Origin of the sequence: Christiangramia sabulilitoris (assembly GCF_007050985.1) — a bacterium.
Lineage (GTDB): Bacteria > Bacteroidota > Bacteroidia > Flavobacteriales > Flavobacteriaceae > Christiangramia > Christiangramia sabulilitoris.
In genome coordinates this window covers 955603-975854 of sequence record NZ_VHSF01000001.1, presented here as the reverse complement: position 1 = coordinate 975854, position 20252 = coordinate 955603, and the positions used below count along the sequence as shown (strand labels likewise).

Below are 20252 nucleotides of genomic sequence, written 5' to 3'. Positions count from 1 at the left end.
CATGAAAAAGAAGATATTTTATTATTTCCTGCCTATTCTGGCTTTTATAGCATGTAGTGAGGATTTTACCGAAACGCCCGCTGTGGGAGCCTTAAGTGATGAGGCTTTACAAAACCCGCAGGGAGTAGACCTTTTACTTACCGGAACTTACTCGGCTCTTACGGGAGTTGTAAATAATAATGGAGGAAACCAATTTGCGGTTGGACCAGATAACTGGTGGCTGGATGTAATGAGTGATGATGCTCACAAAGGAAGTACAGATGGAGATCAGCTTGACCTGTTTTTGCTTGAAACCTATGCATTTACTCCTGCTAACCCATATTTATTAGCAAGATGGGAAGCATTATATGCCGGGGCAAACAGGGCGAATGCTGTGCTTAACGTTATTAACGGTATAGAGGGCGAGGACATTTCGGCTAAAGAAGCCGAAGCCCGGTTCTTGAGATCATATTTTAATTTCGAGCTGCAAAAGATCTACGGTAATCCGGCATTTATTTCTGTAGAGAATTATGCGAACAGCAATTTTAATCAGCCAAACCCCGGACCAATCTGGGGAGAAGTAGAATCTGATCTGCAGTTTGCAATAGATAATTTGCCAGATGTTCAAGCCGAGGCAGGCAGACCAACTTCCTGGACTGCAAAAGCCTTTTTAGGTAAAGCTTACTTATTCCAGGAAAAGTGGCAGGAAGCTTTCAACATCCTTCAGGATGTTATCCAAAATGGACCTTACGCTTTAAATGAAGAATTTGTAGCTAATTTTACGGCGGCAGGAGAGAATGGTCCTGAAACAGTATTCGCTGTTCAGTTCGCCGCAGATGGTGGTCAGTCCTTCAATGGGAATGTTGGAGGAACACTTAACTTCCCTAACGCTTTAGGATTCTGTTGTGGGTTTTATGTGCCTACCCAGGATCTGGTAAATGCTTATAAAACCGGGGATGATGGTTTACCATTACTGGACACCTATGCCGATTCAGATATTGCCAATGATTATGGTATTGAAAGCGATCAACCTTTCACGCCGGAAACCGGACCTCTGGATCCCCGTCTGGATTATACCGTAGGTAGAAGAGGTATTGAATATAATGGTTTTGGTTTACACCCTGGTAAAGAATGGATTCGAAACAGTTTTGCTGATATTTCTGGTCCTTATCTACCTAAGAAAAACGTATATCAGGCTGGTGAAGATGAAAATAAAGGTACAGGAGCCTGGGGTCAACAGCACTCTGGTGTGAATTATAATGTAATGAGATTCGCCGGAGTATTGTTAATGGCAGCAGAAGCAGCGGCAGAACTGGGAGATCTTGATACTGCTCTGGATTATGTGAACAGGGTTAGAGAAAGAGCTAAAAACATGTCTGTAGTACAGGCTGAAGATGGTTCGCCCGCAGCTAATTATAATATAGACCTTTACACTTCTTTTCCAGACCAGGACTTTGCTATCAAGGCAGTTAGATTTGAAAGAAGACTGGAACTGGCCATGGAAGGACACCGGTATTTTGATCTTGCCCGTTGGGGAGCAGGTTACATGAAGAACGTAATAGACGAATATATAGCGAACGAAACATCGACCATACCGAATTTCGGACCTAAAACTTCGCCTTTCCAGCAACATATGGTTATCATGCCAATTCCTACAACAGCAATAGATCTCTCGGGAGGTATATTGGAACAAAATCCCGGATATTAATTTTAAAAATATCATGAGATCGCAGGTCAATATAGCGTAACCTAAGTTATTTTTTTAGAGAGCTTGTCTGAATAGGTTTTTAACCTTGATAGACAAGCTCTTTTTCATTAAATTAGGAACTTATTGCCAGATATTATCAATTAACAGATGATCATCGAAAATGAATAAATTTAGCCTCAACTCATTACTTCTCTTTCTAATCTTTATAGTACTGCAGTCCTGTTCTTCAGGTTCTAATGAAACTGTAGATAATCAAAAGCATTTTATCCGGCTTAATCCGGAAAAAACAGGTATACATTTTAAGAATACACTCCGGGAAAATGACAGCCTTAATTATTTTAGTTACTCCTATTTATACATGGGTGGTGGGCTAGCCGCCGGGGATATCAATAATGACGGGTTAACCGATCTTTTTTTTACCGGAAATATGGAGCCTAACCGGCTATATCTGAATAAGGGAAACCTGGAATTTGAAGATATTTCAGAAAAAGCAGGCGTTTCTGGCGATAACCGGTGGTTTACCGGGGTTAGTATGGCAGATGTAAATGGAGATGGTTTTCTAGATATTTATGTATCGGCTTCGGGGAAATTTGGACCCCGGGAAAATCTCCTTTATATCAATAACACAGATGGAACATTTTCAGAAAAAGCTTCAGAATACGGGGTGGCAGATGAGGGGCACAGCGTGCAGTCTACCTTTTTTGATTACGACCTGGATGGAGATCTGGATCTATATGTAGCCAACTATCCGCCAACGAATTTTGACGCTCCCAATCATTTTTACCTTTTTAAAATGCAAAATGTAAAGGATATTGAGACCGATAATCTTTATAGAAATGACCAGGGCAAATTTACCAAAGTTACTAATGATGCAGGGCTTAGATCGTTTGGACTTACGCTCAGTGCCACGGTAGGAGATCTTAACGAAGATGGCTGGCCAGATATTTATGTTTCCAACGATTTTAGTACGCCAGATTATATGTATTTAAATAATCAGGATGGTACCTTTTCAGAAGTATTGAAAGAGGCAACCCAGCAAACCTCATTTTATGGGATGGGTGTGGATATAGCAGATTATAACAATGACGGTCTTCTGGATATCTTACAGATGGATATGGCTGCCAAGGATAATCGCCGTGCCAAGGCAAATATGGCCAGTATGAATCCACAGCTTTTCTGGAGCACGATCAATGCAGGATTTCATTATCAATACATGTACAATGCGCTGCAAACCAATGCAGGGAATTTAAAAGGTGAGACTCCCTTTTTTAGTAATACGGCCAATCTCGCCGGAGTACAGGCAACAGATTGGAGCTGGGCACCATTATTTGTAGATCTGGATAATGACGGCTGGAAGGATATTTATATTTCCAATGGTACGCGCAGGGAGATCAACAATAAAGATTACTTCAATAAACTAAAAAACGATCCAGCCAAAAACAACGATTTACTGGAAAAATCCCTGGAGATCCCGTCAGAAAGAGTAGATAATTTCGTGTATAGAAATCAGGGAGATATGACTTTTGAGCGCGTGAATGAGCAATGGGGGCTAACTTACGAAGGGTTTTCCAACGGGGCAGTCTATGCCGATTTGGATAACGATGGTGATCTGGAAATTATCGTAAATAATATAGATGATGAAGCCACGGTTTTTGAAAATAAAAACCCTGATGATAATAATTACCTCAAAATAGATTTCAGGGGACCCGATAATAATAAATTCGGGATTGGTACCAGGGTTTATCTAAAGAATGGGGAACAAACTCAATTACAGGAATTAAATCTTACCAGAGGATTTCAGTCTTCAGTGGCTCCTCAGGTGCATTTTGGACTGGGTAAAGATCAAACCATCGGGGAATTAAAAGTAGTCTGGCCAGATAGAAGGGTGGAAATATTAAAGGATATCAGCGTAAATCAAACCCTGACTCTGGATTACAAAAATTCGAAAACAGAAACGTCTTTAGTGCCTGAAAATCCTGAGGAAAAGTTATTTACCACTATTAATGCAGATTCATTGGACCTGGAATATCAACATATAGAAAACAGATATGATGACTTTCAAAATGAGATTCTGCTGCCTCACAAAACTTCGATGTTTGGTCCGGGTATGGCTAAGGGAGATCTGAACGGTGATGGCCTGGAAGATTTATTTATAGGTGCGGCCACACAATATCACCCGGGAATATTTTTTCAAACCAAAAATGGCTTTCAGAAGAAAGAATTCAGGGATATCCAGGAGGATAGGTTATATGAAGATCTTGGTGCTTTAATATTCGATGCAGATAATGATGGTGATAACGATCTCTATGTGGTTAGCGGAGGGAATGAATTTGATAAAAATTCCAAAGCCTTGCAGGATAGATTATACATAAATGAAAATGGTGACTTCAAAAGATCGGTTTCTGCGTTACCTGAGATGCTTACCAGTGGATCACGGGTTTACGCCAATGATTTTGACAATGACGGCGATCTGGACCTTTTTGTAGGTGGCAGATTGGTACCGGGTAGTTATCCTGCACCTGCCAATAGTTATATCCTGGAGAATAATTCTAAGAACGGGCAGGTAAGTTTTAAAGATGTTACCCAAGATATAGCTCCAGATCTAAGCGAACTGGGAATGGTAACCAGTGCCACCTGGACAGATTTTGATAATGATGGCTGGACAGACCTTGTGGTAGCGGGAGAATGGATGCCCATAAAAGTCTTTAAAAATAATAATGGAGGATTTATAGATATCTCTAAACAACTAGGCCTTGCAGATACCACCGGCTGGTGGTTTAGCATCAGAGAAGGCGACTTCGATAACGACGGGGACATGGATTTTATTGCCGGGAACTTAGGTCTGAATTATAAGTATAAAGCCAGTGAAAAAGGAAGTTTTGATATTTATTATTATGATTTCGACGGGAATAGTATAAATGATATAGTGCTAAGTTATTTTAATGACGGCGAAAAATTTCCAGTGAGAGGTAGGGAATGTTCTTCTCAGCAAATGCCGGGAATTAAGAATAAATTCAAGGATTATAATTCTTTTGCTAATGCCAGCCTGGAAGATATCTATACCACAGATTATCTTGAAAATGCCCTGCACTACCAGGTTAAATCTTTTGCCAGTATTTATATAGAAAACCGGGAAGATGGTTTTAAGATCCATCAGTTGCCTGTGGAAGCCCAGATTTCCAATATTAATCAGATCCTGGTGGAGGATTTTGATGAGGACGGGAACCTGGATGCGCTAATTGCCGGAAACCTATTTGCCTCTGAAGTCGAAACCCCAAGGGCAGATGCAGGGATTGGCCTACTTTTAAAAGGAAATGGGAAAGGACAATTCCAAGCGGTGCAGGCAAGGGAATCTGGTTTCTTCGTACCCGGCGATGTAAAGGATATGATCAGGTTAAAAACTGCACATGGCGACTATATAATTTCAGCAAAGAACAATGATAAATTACAGTTGATTAAGGTCAACAAACCTGGATCTTCCAGTAATGAATTAGCGGTTAGTCAATAGCTCTTATCAGGAATGATGATTTAAAAGAAAGCTCTCTATGAATAAAAAGTATGATGCGATTGTTATTGGCACCGGAATTACCGGGGGCTGGGCTTCTAAAGAATTATCAGAGGGTGGATTAGATACCCTGGTTCTTGAAAGGGGAAGAATGGTTAAGCACGTACAGGATTATCCCACCATGAATATGGATCCATGGGATTTTAAATTCCGTGGACAGGCGACCTATGAGGATAGACAAAGGCAGTTAAAACAAGCCAGAACCGGTTACACCACCGGGGAGGCCAGCAAACACTGGTTTGTAGATGATATAGATCATCCTTATAACGAAAAGAAAAGATTTGACTGGATTCGCGGCTATCATGTAGGTGGTAAGTCCCTGATGTGGGCCCGCATGTCTTTTCGATGGAGCGAAATGGATTTTGAAGCAAATAAAAAGGACGGGCATGGTGTAGATTGGCCTATTCGCTATAAAGATCTGGAACCCTGGTACGAAAAAGTAGAGAGATATATTGGGATTAGCGGGAAAGCTGAGGGCCTTCCTCAATTGCCAGACAGCATCTTTACTCCTGAAATGCCCTTAAATTGTGTGGAACAGGAGTTCAAAGAGGGTGTTGATGCAAATTTTGAAGACAGAACAGTTATTCATTCCAGGGCAGCTAATCTCACAGATCCTGAAGGACGCGAAGGCAGAGGCCCCTGCCAGTATAGAAACAGGTGTATTCGGGGCTGTCCCTATGGTGGATATTTCAGTAGTAATTCCTCAACACTTCCTGCAGCTCAGCGAACCGGGAATATAACGCTTAGACCACATTCTATAGTGCATGAGATCATTTATGACGAAGATCAGGGCAAGGCCATAGGGGTAAAGCTGATCGATGCTGAAACCAGGGAGAACCTGGAGTTCTATGCAGATGTTATTTTCTGTTGCGCCGGTGCTATCCCGTCCACCTCGATCCTGATGCAGTCTAAATCTGAACGTTTTCCAAATGGATTAGGTAATGATAGCGGTGAACTGGGGCATAATTTAATGGATCATCATTTTAAAGTAGGTGCGACCGGGATATCAGACAATCATCAGGAAGATTATTATAAGGGAAGGAAACCTGCCGGTTTTTTTGTGCCCCGTTTCCGGAATATAGACCGGGATACTACCATGAAATCATTTGTGCGTGGTTACGGGATGCAGGGCGGTGCCAGCAGAACTGACTGGACCGAAGCAGTAGGCGAAATGAGCTATGGCAAAGAACTTAAAGAAGCATTGCTAAAACCTGGAGACTGGAAAATTGGGGTGAATTGTTTTGGGGAATGCCTGCCTTACCACGAAAACAAAATGACCCTGGATTATGAGAAACCAGACCAATGGGGATTACCTACGGTGACCTTTGATTGTGAATATAAAGAGAATGAGAAAGCGATGAGGAAGGACGCCCAAGAACAGGCTGTAGCTATGTTAAAAGCAGCGGGATTCAGAGATGTACAGGGATATGATGATCCTTGTTATCCTGGTAACGGAATCCATGAAATGGGAACCGCCCGGATGGGTAGAGATCCTAGAACCTCTGTTTTGAACAGGAACAATCAGATACATGCAGTGCAGAACGTATATGTAACAGATGGTGCCTGTATGACTTCTTCAGCATCACAGAACCCTTCATTAACCTATATGGCCATCACGGCGAGGGCTGCGAATCACGCGGTCAGGGAATTCAAAGCCGGAAAGTTTAAAACTAAATATAAGGAAGGCACTTAGAGCAATCGTAACCACATTAATAAAAATCCATAATTATGATCAAAAGAAGAACTTTTATAAAGCAAACTGGTCTTGCCCTGGCTGCTTCAGCAACTCTACCCGGAATGCTATATAGCTGTGAAAGTTCACAGGCCCTGGGGCTGCAGCTTTATTCATTAAGAAATACTATCGGAAATGATGTGCGCGGAACCCTGAAGGAAATTGCCAGGATAGGGTTTAAGGAAGTAGAAACTTATGGATACTCGCCAGATAACCAATTCTGGGGATTCACCGTGCCGGAGTTCTACCAGCTTTTAAAAACCAATGGGCTTACTTCTCCCAGCGGGCATTATGGGGTAGATACCTATTTAAGTAAAGAAGGTACAAGGAATGATTTTACTAAAACTCTGGAGGTAGCAAAAGGCCTTGATCAAAAATATGTGGTTATTCCTTATATCTCAGACCCTTTAAGAACATCGCTTGATGACTATAAGCGAATGGCCGATAAATTGAATGAAGCCGGCCAGATGTGTGCAGAAGCCGGGTTGAAACTGGGTTATCATAATCACGCTTTTGAGTTTGATGATTTCAATGGAAAAAATGGTTATGAGGTATTTTTAGAAAATACAGAAAAGGATCTGGTATACTTTGAAATGGATATTTATTGGGTCGTAAGAGCCGGCAAGGATCCTGCGGAACTAATTCGCAAGTATCCCGGAAGATTTCCACTTTGGCATGTAAAGGATATGAGTCGCTCGAACAACGATAAAAATACAGAAATAGGAAACGGTACTATAGATTTTGCGAAAATATTTGATCTGGCGAAGGAAGCAGGAGGTAAGCACTTTATAGTCGAGCAGGAAAATTTTGAGATGGATCCATATAAAAGTCTTGCGCAAAGTTTTAACTATATAAAGAAGGATCTCCTGTAATTCATGAGTGCAATTTTGAATGAAAGTTTTAATTTTTTTGAGTTATGAATAGAAGACAGGCTTTAAGAAATATTGGATTTGGTGCAGGGATTATGGCTATAGGCCCTGCAACCTTAGGTCTCTTACAGAGCTGTCGTAACTATCCTGATTATGACTGGCAGCCTTTGGTTCTATCTGCTCCCAGTGGCCTGGTTCTAAAAAAGGTGCTCGATATTATTATTCCTGAAACAGATACTCCCGGAGCAAATACGGTTAATGTGCCCAGGTTCATTGATGCTTATATGAACGAAGTGGCTTCGCCGGAGGAAAAATCCAGATTTTTAAGATCTGCTGAAGCCTTTAATCAGGCATTTGAGCATGAAATTAAGAAGAGTGCTGTGAATGCTGAAGCTGAGGATATTGAGAAAGTAATCGGGAAATATTTAAAAGCTGCCCCGGCAGAAAAAGAAGTTTATGTAAAAAGGCTTGGTGAAACCCAGGACCCTATGGATAAAAATTCTGATGTGGAACCCGAAGAACTTTTTTCCAGTGAAGACGCAGATGCTTTAGCCTTTGCTTATTTGAAAAATGTAAGGGATATGGGAATCTGGGCCTGGAAAACCAGTAAGGAGATAGGTGAGAACATCCTTTGGCATGATCCCGTACCGGGGGAATATATTCCTTGTGCACCTATAACCGAACTGGGAAATGGGAAAGCAATGTCTCTGTAATCTCTGGTAATATTATTTTTTTGTTCTTAACTCTCTCTTATGCGAATCTTTATTTTTTTCACTCTATTCCTGTCCTTTAATATTATTAATGCCCAAAATGAGCTGGGAAGATTTGAATTTAATAAGGATATAGGAAATCCGGCAAAGATTGGTTCAGGAACTTTCAATTTTGAAGAGCAGGAATATATTTTAGAGGGAGCGGGAACCAATATTTGGTTTGACCGGGATGAATTCCATTATTTATATAGTGAAGTTGAAGGTGATTTCATAATTACGGCAAATTTCAGGTTTCAGGGAGAAGGCAAAGATCCTCATCGCAAGACCGGGATTATGCTTAGAGAGTCTGATGCCGATGATGCGGCACATGTAAGTGCAGTTTTACATGGTGACGGCTTAACTTCACTACAATGGAGAGCAGTTACCGGAGAAGAAATGCTGGATGAAAAAAATGAAGTTCAGGCTCCAAAATTTGATTATGAGATTCTGCAATTAGAAAGGAAAGGAGATGAGGTGATTATGCGGGCTGCACATAGGGGAGAGCCAATGCAGGTGATAGGTTCAAAAATAATGGACAATCTTGAGGATAAGGTTTTATTAGGGTTATTTATTAATTCCCATAACGCTGAAAATATTGAAAGAGCGAAAGCCTGGAATGTGAGAATAGATAAGCCCGTACAGCACAATTATAATCCCGGGAGGGATGGCTGGTTAGGATGCAGGCTTGAAACAATTAATATTGAAAGCGGAAAACGAAAGATCGTTTATACCAGCGACCGTAGGTTTGAAGCGCCTAATTGGATGCCAGATGGTGAAGAACTTTTATTCAATATGGATGGCTCCTTATTTACAATTCCAGTACAGGGAGGAGAAATAAAAAAACTGAATACCGGATTTGCCGATAATCTAAATAATGATCACGGTATCTCTTTCAATGGTGAATTGTTGGCGATAAGTCATTCTCCTGAAGGTGAAGGTTCAGCAGTGTATATCTTGCCACTGGAAGGTGGAGAACCTCGGAGGATAACCGAAAAAACTCCTTCTTACTGGCATGGATGGGCAGACAATAATGAAGAGGTGGTTTATGTGGCGATCCGGGAAGGTAATCCTACCTATGATATTTATAAAAAATCTATACATGGAGGCGAGGAGGTAATGCTTACTAATACCAAACAGAATGAACATGTAGACGGTTGTGAGTATTCGCCAGACGGGAAGTATATTTACTATAACGGTAGCGCTTCCGGAACCATGCAGATCTGGAGAATGAAACCTGATGGATCTGAAAAGGAACAGTTAACCTTTGATGCCAGTAATGACTGGTTTCCACACATCTCGCCAGATGGTAAATGGATCGCATATTTATCTTTTCCCTCTGATATTCCGGTGAATGCTCATCCATCCTTTAAAAGGGTTAGTCTTAATATTATGCCTGTCGCCGGTGGTGCGCCCAGGGTGATCGCCTATTTATATGGAGGGCAAGGGTCTTTTAACGTGCCTTCCTGGGCTCCGGACAGCAAGCATTTTGCTTTCGTGAGCAATTCCGGTAAGAATTAATCCAGCCTGTAGAAATGTTTTTATTGCAAGGTGGGTGTACATAGTTTATTTTCCAAAACCATCAAATCCAGATCTTTTTCCTGCCAAAACTGCTGAATATCCTTTGGAATTGGTGAAAAAGCGTATGAAAATGCACTAAGAATAATATCCAGGTCTCCATCTTTATCTATATCTCCGGCATCCATTAAGAACCATCTCGCTTCATTAACAGCTTCAAAAGTTGAGGTAGTAAATTCATAGTTTTCTTTATCCTTGTTTTCAAGATAAATAAAGGATCGCAAGGGGTCCTCATTATAATCTGGAAAGGTTGCGATAAGCGCAAAGTCTATATCACCATCCTCATCAAAATCCCTGGCGACTACCCTGGTGGCACCATCCAACGGATAGAAAAACGATTCGGTAAAATTGTTGTTACCATCATTTATATGAATTCTCAATCCATGGTAAGGCTTCAAAATTGGAGTCTTATCAGCATTATCTCCATGAACCGTAGCGATGTCCAGATCACCATCCAGATCGTAATCTATAAGTTCGAACCAGCTTGAGCCATATATCGGGCTGAACCTGATCGCTTTTTCCGAATTAAATTCTAAAGCTTGGTTCTGGTATAAAATGGTAATGCTTTCATCTCCCTGGGAAGTTAAAGCGATAATATCCTGCTTGCCATCATTGTTCATATCTCTAATCAGGGTGCGAATGGTTCCCGGCTGATTAATTAAAGTTTTGTTAGAGAGACTATCCCCCTGTTGTTTTAACAAACTTACTTTACCCGTAAAATGGCCAAATTCACTAATGACAAATTCCGGAGAACCGTCTTTATCAAGGTCTGCTACAGAACTATGAACAGGCCGGTGTAATTTGTGGTTATAATTTTTTACCTGGTCATCTTCTAGGATAGATAATGATCCTGCGGGTCTTTCTGAAGGGTTTAATCTGCCAATTTGAGTAATATATTTCTTCTCTTTGAATTTATTGTATTTGATTATCGGACTGTTTCCTTTTACCGTGCTTTCAATCTGGTTAGATTCAAAATCATACATGATCAGGTTATTCTGAATATCGCCTATGGCAAGCCTTTCCTCTTCAGGTAAGTATTCAAGATAGGTAATATAAGAACCGGGATTTTCATCAAGTTTTAGTGGTTTGGGTTCGAAAAGCGCCAGTGAGCTATTAACATTTAAAGGTTTCTTTGTTTCAGGAAGGCTATCGGGTGCTTTCGATAAAATATAATCCTGAAGGATCTTCCATTCCTCTTCTGTAATTACCGGTGTGGAAGGAAATGTATTCGTCTTCATGATGGCAATTTTTTCTTCAAAAGAAAATCCCTGATAAGGATCGTATCCAGGTGTAGAAAACCCCATTCTTGTGCCCATATCGGGAAGGACAGCTGTTTTCCAGGTATTTTTAGGGAGATCTTGAATACTGGGGCCTATATGGCATCGGGCACATTGTTGATCATAAAGAACCAGGCCCTGAGGTTCTTGTTTTCCTGTACAACTCTCGAGAAAAACAAATAGGAATAAAGATAAGATCGGAAAATAATAGTTTTTATATATCATTATTCTGGGGGGTAAAAAGCGGAATTACTTTATACCTGTTGAATCATAGACCTGAACTTTTTTCCATAGATGTTCAGACTCTTTGATAAATGCTAGATGGGCAGGTTCTTTCTGATATTTATCCTGTTCTTCCCTGGAAGAAAAGCTTAGAATCAGCGAATAGGTATAAGAATTATCCACTACCTCACGGGGAGTTTGTGCAGGTACCCCTATGAATTTAGTCTGGGCATATTTTGAACTGGCTAATAATTGCTTTAGAGATTTTTCAAATGCCTGCCGGTCATCCGGGTTTTCCGGATTATTTAACCAGAAATAAACCACGTGGGTGAAATTTTCATTAAGTTCCAGTGGTTGGTTCTCCTGCCCATATGATACCGTATCGCAGAGAAAGAAAATAATGAAGGCAACTTTTAAGAGACTTTTCATAAAATGATTTTGGTAGTCAACAAGTTACAATAAAAAATAATTTAAGATTCAGGGTTTTTTTGGCATGCTGGTAGATTTGAGGCCAGGGCATAAATAGATATAAAGCATTTTGAAACACCTGAATTTATATTTTAAATTTTCTTTATCTTGAAATAATCGATAAACTTACCGTCATGAAAATTAGACCTCTGGAAATTATTTTAAGCCTTATGCTTCTGGCAAATTTCCCGCTTTATTCCCAGGATGCTGGAAAAACAATTGCAGAAAAACTTGGGTATCCGGCAGATGCTAAATTGCTTATAGTCCATGCCGACGATGCGGGTGTGAGCCATTCAGAGAATATAGCCACTATCAGGGGTATGGAGGAAGGAATCGTGAACTCTGCAAGTATCATGGTGCCATGTCCCTGGTTCCCTGAAATAGCAGATTATGCACGGGAAAATTCAGACACTAAAGATTTTGGTCTTCACCTAACGGTTACCAGTGAATGGAAAGACTATAAGTGGGGGCCAACGAGTTCCAGTAACGAGGTGAAAAGCCTGGTGAATAAACATGGTTATTTTTATCCCTTAACCGATAGTGTTCAGAAAATCGCAGAGGTTACAGATATTGAGAAGGAGATAGATAATCAAATAATCAAAGCTTTAGATTTTGGCATTGATGTAACTCACCTGGATGCGCACATGCTGGCGGTAATGAGCACTCCCGAATTTATGGAAGCTTATATAAAAAAAGGTAGAGAATACAGGTTGCCTGTATTATTAAGTGACCGGCTTCCCGCATTCCAGGTACTTGAAGAAAAAATGGAGTTTACAGATCGTGATATCATCACAGATCATCTATATATGGCCAACCCAGAAATTTATGCTTCACAGGGAATGGAAACGTTTTATGAAAATATTCTGAATGGTCTCGAACCCGGTCTTTCTGTTATTCTTATTCATCTGGCCTACGACAATGAGGAAATGAAAGCAGTGACCAAAGATCACCCTGATTTTGGCAGTAAATGGAGGCAGGACGATCTGGATTTTTTTACCAGTGAAAAAGCCAGGAGCCTCGTGGAAGCAAATAATATCATCCTGGTAACCTGGCGTCAACTTCGAGATAAAATTGTGCGAGCTGAATAATCTGAATCCTGCCTTCTTCAAAAAAAAACCAAATCTAAGCATGCAAATTCCAAGGTCAACTTTAAAATTTTTTCTCCTTTTTTTAGTATTTACTCTTTCTTCTTTCGGGCAAACAAACAAGGTATCCAAACCTGATTTTCTGAAATATGAATATAACACCTGGGTGGATTCAGTAATGCAAACCTTAACCAACCGCGAGAAGATTGCCCAGCTATTCATGGTCCCTGCTTATTCTAATAAGGGCGGGCAACATCTGGAGGAGCTTCTTTCATTGGTTCAAAAAGAAAAGATTGGAGGGATCGTTTTTATGCAGGGAAACCCTGAAAAGCAGGTGAAAATGATGAATCAACTGCAAAAGGCATCACAAATCCCTTTGTTAGGAGCAACAGACGCCGAATGGGGACTGGGAATGCGTTTAAAGCAAACCATAAGTTTTCCTTATCAAATGGCTCTCGGGGCAGTTCAGAATGAAGATCTTATATATAAAATGGGAGAAGAAATAGCCCGGCAACTTCAAAGGGCAGGCCTGCATATGAATTTTGCTCCCGTCGTAGATGTAAATAACAACCCGAATAATCCGGTGATAAATTACCGGTCCTTTGGCGAGGATAAATATAATGTCGTGACTAAATCTCTTGCCTATATACAGGGAATGCAGGATCATAATTTACTTGTAACTGCAAAGCATTTTCCCGGTCATGGTGATACAGACACAGATTCACATTTGGCCTTACCCAGGATAAATCATGATATTAAGAGATTGGATAGTATTGAAATTTACCCTTTCAAGAAAGTAATTGATGCCGGGGTAAGCGGAATTATGGTCGCACATCTGGATATTCCGGCTCTGGACAGCACTCAAACCCCGTCAACTCTTTCGAAGCCAATAGTGACAAATCTCCTGAAGAACCAGCTGGGTTTTAAAGGTCTGGTGGTTAGTGATGCCATGAATATGAAAGGCGTTACCAAAGGGAATGAACCTGGAATTGTGGATAAAGATGCAATCTTAGCCGGTAACGATCTTATTGAGTTTTCAGAAGATATTTCAAAAGCGATTGCAGAAACAGAAAAGGCATTGAAGCAGGGAATTTTAACTGAGGAAGATTTAAATAAAAGGCTTAGAAAAATTCTGGCTGCAAAAAAATGGGTTGGCCTGGATAATTATGTTTCGATTTCGCCTGATGGGATTTACGATGACCTTAATACTAATAATGCGCTTCTTTTGAACAGAAAACTGACCGGTGCATCACTTACGGTACTTAAGAATAAAAAAAATTTATTACCTCTAAAAAGGTTGGACACCTTGAAAATAGCGTCAATATCAATTGGAGAAGAACGGCAAACAAAATTTCAGAAAACCCTGGGTCTTTATACCAGGGTAAAACATTTTCAGTTAGATCGGGAAGCGGGTAAACGGGAAGTATTAAAACTTCAGCAAGAACTTGGAAATTATAATCTGGTCATAATAGGTCTGCATGATTTCAGTATCAGGCCACAGAATGTTTTAAAGCTTTCTGAAGAGGTAAAAGAATTCGTTGCTAAATTTTCGAAGTCCGGTAATACCATTTTCGCCATATTTAAAAATCCATATGTGCTGGATAAACTGGAGAATATCGAGCAGGCCGCCGGGCTTATAGTAGCCTACCAGGATTCGCCGGTTAGCCAGGAGTTAACTGCGCAACTTATTTTTGGGGGAATTGGTGCATCCGGGAGATTACCGGTAAGTATCGGGAAGAAATTTCAATTAGGATCTGGCCTGGATCTCGATGGAGGAATCAGGTTAGGATATACCTTGCCGGAAGACGTAGGCATGGACTCCTTTGTTTTGAACAGCAAAATTGATTCGCTTATGCAGGAAGCAATGGATGCCAGAGCTATACCGGGTGGGGAGGTGCTGGTAGCCAGAAAAGGCATGGTAGTATTTTATAAGGCCTATGGATTCCAGAATTATACCGATACACTTAGGGTGAAGAAAGACGATCTTTATGATCTTGCATCTATCACCAAAATTTCATCGACTCTCCCTGTACTAATGCAACTTGTGGACGAGGGGAAGTTCGATCTCGAAGCCGGGATCAATGAATACCTGCCTTACTTTGAAAATTCCAATAAGGCCGATATTCCATTTCGGGATATTCTGGCTCATCAGGCCCGTTTTAAACCCTGGATTCCATACTGGAAAAATACTTTGCGAAATAATGGTAGTTTTAAATGGAACACCTTTAAGCAGGATTCTTCCCGTAGATTTCCTATAAAGATAAATGACCAACTTTGGCTGCATCGTAACTACAAGAAGAAAATTTTTAAGGCTATCAAAAAATCTCCCCTGGAGAAAGAGGCTGCCTATAAATATTCTGGTTTGGCCTTTTACCTTACTCCAGAAATTATTGAAAGAATTACCGGTGAAAGCTTCAGAAAAGTTCTGGATGAAAGGATTTTTGATAAGGTCGGGGCCTCAACATTAACTTATAACCCGGTCAAAAAATTTCCATTATCGAGGATCATTCCCACCGAGAATGATTTTTTATTCCGGCGCGAAGCCATTCATGGAACAGTTCACGATGAAGGGGCGATTATGATGGGAGGGGTTTCAGGTAACGCGGGTCTGTTTTCTAATGCGAACGATCTGGCCAAGTTAATGCAGATGTATCTAAATATGGGAGAGTATGGTGGTCAGAGATTTATACAAACCAAAACCTTAAAAGATTTTTCTACCACCCAATTTGCAGAAAATAATAACCGCAGGGGACTAGGATTTGATAAGCCTTATCTTAAATATGCAGGAGAAGACAGTAATACTTCTAAAAGTGCCAGCAAAAGCAGCTTTGGCCATACCGGTTTTACAGGGACCATGGCCTGGGCAGATCCTGAAAAAGACCTGGTTTATATTTTTCTTTCCAACAGGGTAATCCCTAACCGGGAAAATACCCGGCTCTATAAGCTAAATACCAAGACAAAAATTCAGCAGGCAATATATGATGCCATTCTTGATTGATTCTCAATTAATTATTAAAAACAAGACTGCGTGTTTTACTGGATTGTGGTAATATTTTAATCATTTACAGTAAAACAGTCCTGTGATGCAAATTAGCTTTGCCGTTTTATAATCATGGAGTGCATTCTCATCTCTAACGGTGCTTGTGTTCGTTCCGCTAATTTCAGATGCTATGATTAACTTTTTTTATTTCGCCTCCATCATTCTCGCCATACTGGGTGTAATAGCTTCCGTTTATTTATTAATTACTCATTTCAAAAAAGGCAAATAGGGCTTTTAAGCGATTTTTTGCTGCGCATATTTCCAATGCTTTTTCAGCATATATGCCAGACCAAAAGTGGTAATCAGGGAAAAGCTGCCATACAAGATTGCTATAAGACTTATTTCTTTGCTCTGCATTAATTGATTTGCCACGAAAAGCGCCAGAACACTATTCTGTAATCCCATTTCCACGGCAATGGTATAGGAGGTTGCATGTTTCAAACCACTAAATTTTCCGATCAAAAATCCGGCTAATATGGTGACCATATTTAAAATCACCAGCGGTATAAACAGATGCAGGTAGTTTAAATAATCGATATTAAATTCTGAATCGTCAGAGAACATTACCACCATGACAGAAACTATAAGGAGTGCCGGTAAGATGAATTTTAAAGGCTGATGAATGTTTTCCAACTGCTTTTCATTTAAAAGCGAATTCACTCCTATACCTGCCAGTACCGGTAACACCACGGTGAAAGATACCTGTTTCATTGTTTCCCAAAAACTGAGATCAAAACTTTGAGCCTCCTGTTCGAAAATAAGAAAGCTAAATTCCAGGATCAGTGGTAAGCTAAACAGGATCAAAAAACTATTAAACGCGGTAAGCGAAATGGAAAGGGCAACTTTCCCTTTGAGGATCTTGGTAACAAGATTGGATGCGGTTCCACCCGGACAGGCAGCAATAAGCATAAACCCGATTTTGTACAATGGTTCTACAGGCCAGAAATAAATTAGTCCAAAAGCAATAGCAGGGAGTATGATAAGCTGTGAAATTAAGCCTGTAATTACCGCCCTGGGATATAGAAAGACTAATCTAAAATCTTTGAATTTTAATTCAATCCCAATCCCGAACATAATAAGTGCGATCGCGGCTGGCATGATGTAATCTGCTGGGTTTTCCAATTTTATGATCAGGTTGTTTTCCCTAAACTAGTAAATATTGACTGCTTAGCTTCAACATTAAGAAAAGTTTGTCGCAATGAAAAAATAAGAATTTTGCTCTGTATATCCTGTTGCCGGCATCAATTGCAAGATTTAGTTGTTATTGGGTTGCTGTACTAAAACTATAGTGATTAAAAGGAAATAAGTAAGGCAGGAGAACTCTGATTTGGCGGAATTTTTTTCAGTTTAAATTCCTTAAATTTGAACGCATTTCAGCATTTTTTATAGATGTATTCAAAATTATGATGAACAATTTTTTGAAAAAGGGACTTTTCTTTCTGCTTCTAATAATCGGTTCTTTTACCCAGGCTCAAATTCAAAATCCGGTAGAATGGGATTATGAAGTTGAGGTGGTGTCTGGGGATGAGTATAAACTTATAATCCATGCCTATATCGAGCAGGGATGGCATTTATATTCTCAGGAACTTCCAGAGGGCGGTGCTTTGCCAACTGTTTTTGATTTTGATGGTTCCGGGAAGAAATATGAATTACTGGGAAAGACTAAAGAAAGCGAAACTGTTACCGAATATGATAATGTATTTGAAATGGATCTAACCTATTTTTCAAATACGGCAACATTTACCCAGAATATTAAGGTGTTAGATTCCAGTCTGGCCAGGATTAATGCAACTGTAGAATACCAGGTTTGTGACGATAAAGCCTGTATTTTCCAGACTAAAGATTTTGAATTTATAATAAATGAAGACGCAATAGAGTCTGAGGTTTCTGAAGAAAGCGTTGAACCGGTTGAAGATAGCGAAGAAGTGAACCTGAATAATCCTGAGGAAAAGAGATCCTTCTGGGGTATTTTTATAGTTGCCTTTTTATCTGGTTTCGCAGCCTTGCTAACTCCCTGTGTTTTCCCAATGATCCCGATGACGGTTAGCTTTTTTACCAAGCAGAGTAAATCCAGGGCAGCAGGAATAAAGAATGCCATTTTCTATGGGATTTCCATTATAGTTATCTATGTTTTCCTGGGATCACTGGTGACCCTTATTTTTGGAGCCGATTCATTGAATGCCTTATCGACTAATGTCTGGTTTAATCTGTTATTCTTCATTTTACTGGTCATTTTTGCAGTTTCCTTTATGGGAGCATTTGAGATCGTTTTACCTAGTAGCTGGGGTACAAAAATTGATTCAAAAGCAGATAAAGGAGGATTGATAGGCATTTTCTTCATGGCGCTTGCGCTCGCGATCGTATCGTTTTCCTGTACAGGGCCTATTGTGGGTACGTTATTGGTTGAAGCTGCTTCAAAAGGGGGGATAGCCCCAATCATAGGAATGCTTGGTTTTTCTCTAGCCATCGCATTGCCTTTCGGTCTTTTTGCAGCTTTTCCAGGCTGGATGAATACGCTTCCTAAATCTGGTGGATGGCTTAATACGGTAAAAGTGACCCTGGGATTCCTGGAACTTGCTTTAGCCTTCAAATTTTTATCGAATGCAGACCTGGTGCTGCAATTACATATTCTGGAAAGAGAAATATTCCTGGCGATCTGGATCGCTATTTTCGGAATGCTGGCCCTCTATTTATTCGGAAAAATACGCCTGCCTCATGATTCGGGAACAGATCATATTTCAGTAGGTAGATTAATCACAGGATTGGTGGCTCTTATTTTTACTATTTATCTAATTCCGGGTCTTTGGGGAGCTCCTCTGAAAATTATCAGTGGATTCCCGCCACCTCTGCACTATAGCGAATCTCCTGATGGTATTGGAGGTGGTAACGGAGGTTTGTTTTCAAATTCTCAAACTTTGCCTGAAGGTGCCAAATACGGGCCTCATGATATTATTACTTTTCACGATTATGAAAAAGGGATGGAGTTTGGCCGGCAAAAGGATCTTCCAGTTCTCTTGGATTTTACGGGGCACGCTTGCGTCAACTGCCGTAAAATGGAAGAAAGAGTGTGGAGTGAACCTCAAATTTTAAATGTACTGAAAAATGATTTAGTGCTCATATCTTTATATGTCGATGATAAACGGAAGTTACCAGAATCTGAACAATATGTTTCCCCAACTACCGGTAAGGAGATAGAAAGTATCGGCAACAAATGGAGCGATTTCCAGATTTCCAGGTACCAGGCGAATGCTCAGCCATATTATGTACTTCTGGATCATGAAGAACAAAAGCTGGTAGCCCCTTCTGCTTATGAGCCAGATGCAGATGAATATTACAAATGGTTAAAAAAGGGAATTGATAATTTTAATAGGTCTGGTAAACCGGCTCAAAATATATTCAGCGCAGAGTCAGACAGCGTAATGATTAATTAATCACTGCTTTTTTTCCGGTAGATACCCTTAAAGGCGGTATTTATAAGAACCCCGTCGGGATTGTATATTTCCCATTCCTGGGTAACACTTCCATTCTCATTTTTGGTCCATTTGATCTGGTTGTAATAATCACCTTTATCGCTACTGGTTATCTCGCTTTTAAGCGTCATTGTATTTCTGGTTCCACTTCCTTTTAGCTTCAGGATATTACCTGTATTGCTTATCCAAAGCTGATTCCAGGTTTTGTCTGAAGGATCGTAATAATTATAACTCTTTCCACTACTATTATTTACGCTTTCCCAATTTTCATTCAGAATACAATTGTCTTCCAGTTTCAAAATTAAATTCTCACCGATCTTCACGTTTTCCTCATTAAATACTTCCCAGTCTCCCACCCAGAAATCGAATTGATCATATTCCTGACTACAACAGGCGCAATCAGAATTCTGGGCAAAACCAAGGCAGGTAAAAAAAAATAAAAGGCTGGAAAGTTTCTTTAATTTCATCTTAAGGTATTTGAATTCAAGATAAGAATTTGAAACTATATTCCGG

13 protein-coding genes are annotated in these 20252 nt (G+C 40.1%); 9 read left to right on the top strand and 4 right to left on the bottom strand.

Annotated features, from left to right (window positions below; genetic code table 11):
* Nucleotide 1 precedes the first annotated feature (1 nt).
* The 6 genes from FGM01_RS04465 to FGM01_RS04440 all read left to right on the top strand — a co-directional run bounded on the left by FGM01_RS04465 (nucleotide 2) and on the right by FGM01_RS04440 (nucleotide 10120).
* Nucleotides 2-1687 (top strand): RagB/SusD family nutrient uptake outer membrane protein, encoded by a 1686-nt coding sequence (locus FGM01_RS04465; RefSeq protein WP_143409923.1) that lies wholly within the window; start codon nucleotides 2-4, stop codon nucleotides 1685-1687.
* A 160-nt stretch (nucleotides 1688-1847) separates the two neighbouring features.
* On the top strand, nucleotides 1848-5195 hold the full coding sequence (locus FGM01_RS04460) for a VCBS repeat-containing protein (protein WP_143409922.1): 3348 nt from the start codon (nucleotides 1848-1850) through the stop codon (nucleotides 5193-5195).
* A 37-nt stretch (nucleotides 5196-5232) separates the two neighbouring features.
* The gene (locus FGM01_RS04455) at nucleotides 5233-6945 is read left to right on the top strand and encodes a GMC oxidoreductase (protein WP_143409921.1); all 1713 of its coding nucleotides are present in this window, start codon (nucleotides 5233-5235) and stop codon (nucleotides 6943-6945) included.
* Between the two features lie 35 nt (nucleotides 6946-6980).
* On the top strand, nucleotides 6981-7856 hold the full coding sequence (locus FGM01_RS04450) for a sugar phosphate isomerase/epimerase family protein (RefSeq protein WP_143409920.1): 876 nt from the start codon (nucleotides 6981-6983) through the stop codon (nucleotides 7854-7856).
* A gap of 44 nt (nucleotides 7857-7900) precedes the next feature.
* Nucleotides 7901-8566: a gluconate 2-dehydrogenase subunit 3 family protein gene (locus FGM01_RS04445; protein WP_143409919.1), complete on the top strand. Its 666-nt coding sequence runs from the start codon at nucleotides 7901-7903 to the stop codon at nucleotides 8564-8566.
* A gap of 39 nt (nucleotides 8567-8605) precedes the next feature.
* Nucleotides 8606-10120, top strand: a complete 1515-nt coding sequence (locus FGM01_RS04440) for a TolB family protein (protein ID WP_143409918.1) — start codon at nucleotides 8606-8608, stop codon at nucleotides 10118-10120.
* A gap of 20 nt (nucleotides 10121-10140) precedes the next feature.
* Here FGM01_RS04440 and FGM01_RS04435 read toward each other — a convergent pair whose 3' ends face one another.
* Nucleotides 10141-11415 carry an FG-GAP repeat domain-containing protein gene (locus FGM01_RS04435; protein WP_166435188.1) on the bottom strand — a complete coding sequence of 425 codons (1275 nt, stop codon included), beginning with the start codon at nucleotides 11413-11415 and terminating at the stop codon, nucleotides 10141-10143.
* Between the two features lie 288 nt (nucleotides 11416-11703).
* Nucleotides 11704-12105 (bottom strand): Dabb family protein, encoded by a 402-nt coding sequence (locus tag FGM01_RS04430; protein ID WP_143409916.1) that lies wholly within the window; start codon nucleotides 12103-12105, stop codon nucleotides 11704-11706.
* A gap of 173 nt (nucleotides 12106-12278) precedes the next feature.
* Between FGM01_RS04430 and FGM01_RS04425 the strand changes: the two genes are divergently transcribed.
* Nucleotides 12279-13232 (top strand): polysaccharide deacetylase family protein, encoded by a 954-nt coding sequence (locus FGM01_RS04425; RefSeq protein WP_143409915.1) that lies wholly within the window; start codon nucleotides 12279-12281, stop codon nucleotides 13230-13232.
* 40 nt (nucleotides 13233-13272) lie between these two features.
* Nucleotides 13273-16227 (top strand): serine hydrolase domain-containing protein, encoded by a 2955-nt coding sequence (locus tag FGM01_RS04420; RefSeq protein ID WP_143409914.1) that lies wholly within the window; start codon nucleotides 13273-13275, stop codon nucleotides 16225-16227.
* Nucleotides 16228-16503: 276 nt separating this feature from the next.
* On the opposite strand, the gene FGM01_RS04415 is transcribed toward FGM01_RS04420, so the two are convergent.
* On the bottom strand, nucleotides 16504-17391 hold the full coding sequence (locus FGM01_RS04415; RefSeq protein WP_143409913.1) for a bile acid:sodium symporter family protein: 888 nt from the start codon (nucleotides 17389-17391) through the stop codon (nucleotides 16504-16506).
* A gap of 281 nt (nucleotides 17392-17672) precedes the next feature.
* Here FGM01_RS04415 and FGM01_RS04410 point away from each other — a divergent pair, with 281 nt between their 5' ends.
* A complete protein-coding gene (locus tag FGM01_RS04410; protein WP_143409912.1) occupies nucleotides 17673-19700 on the top strand; it encodes a protein-disulfide reductase DsbD family protein in 2028 nt (675 codons plus the stop codon).
* Here the strand turns inward: FGM01_RS04410 and FGM01_RS04405 are convergent.
* Nucleotides 19697-20206 carry a hypothetical protein gene (locus tag FGM01_RS04405; RefSeq protein WP_143409911.1) on the bottom strand — a complete coding sequence of 170 codons (510 nt, stop codon included), beginning with the start codon at nucleotides 20204-20206 and terminating at the stop codon, nucleotides 19697-19699. The genes FGM01_RS04410 and FGM01_RS04405 overlap by 4 nt on opposite strands.
* Between the last annotated feature and the right edge of the window lie 46 nt (nucleotides 20207-20252).

What these genes read in the sequence shown, in the direction of transcription:
- FGM01_RS04465 (WP_143409923.1), top strand. Translation starts at nt 2, where the DNA reads ATGAAAAAGAAGATATTTTATTATTTCCTGCCTATTCTGGCTTTTATA.
- FGM01_RS04460 (WP_143409922.1), top strand. Translation starts at nt 1,848, where the DNA reads ATGAATAAATTTAGCCTCAACTCATTACTTCTCTTTCTAATCTTTATA.
- FGM01_RS04455 (WP_143409921.1), top strand. Translation starts at nt 5,233, where the DNA reads ATGAATAAAAAGTATGATGCGATTGTTATTGGCACCGGAATTACCGGG.
- FGM01_RS04450 (WP_143409920.1), top strand. Translation starts at nt 6,981, where the DNA reads ATGATCAAAAGAAGAACTTTTATAAAGCAAACTGGTCTTGCCCTGGCT.
- FGM01_RS04445 (WP_143409919.1), top strand. Translation starts at nt 7,901, where the DNA reads ATGAATAGAAGACAGGCTTTAAGAAATATTGGATTTGGTGCAGGGATT.
- FGM01_RS04440 (WP_143409918.1), top strand. Translation starts at nt 8,606, where the DNA reads ATGCGAATCTTTATTTTTTTCACTCTATTCCTGTCCTTTAATATTATT.
- FGM01_RS04435 (WP_166435188.1), bottom strand. Translation starts at nt 11,415, where the DNA reads ATGAAGACGAATACATTTCCTTCCACACCGGTAATTACAGAAGAGGAA.
- FGM01_RS04430 (WP_143409916.1), bottom strand. Translation starts at nt 12,105, where the DNA reads ATGAAAAGTCTCTTAAAAGTTGCCTTCATTATTTTCTTTCTCTGCGAT.
- FGM01_RS04425 (WP_143409915.1), top strand. Translation starts at nt 12,279, where the DNA reads ATGAAAATTAGACCTCTGGAAATTATTTTAAGCCTTATGCTTCTGGCA.
- FGM01_RS04420 (WP_143409914.1), top strand. Translation starts at nt 13,273, where the DNA reads ATGCAAATTCCAAGGTCAACTTTAAAATTTTTTCTCCTTTTTTTAGTA.
- FGM01_RS04410 (WP_143409912.1), top strand. Translation starts at nt 17,673, where the DNA reads ATGATGAACAATTTTTTGAAAAAGGGACTTTTCTTTCTGCTTCTAATA.
- FGM01_RS04405 (WP_143409911.1), bottom strand. Translation starts at nt 20,206, where the DNA reads ATGAAATTAAAGAAACTTTCCAGCCTTTTATTTTTTTTTACCTGCCTT.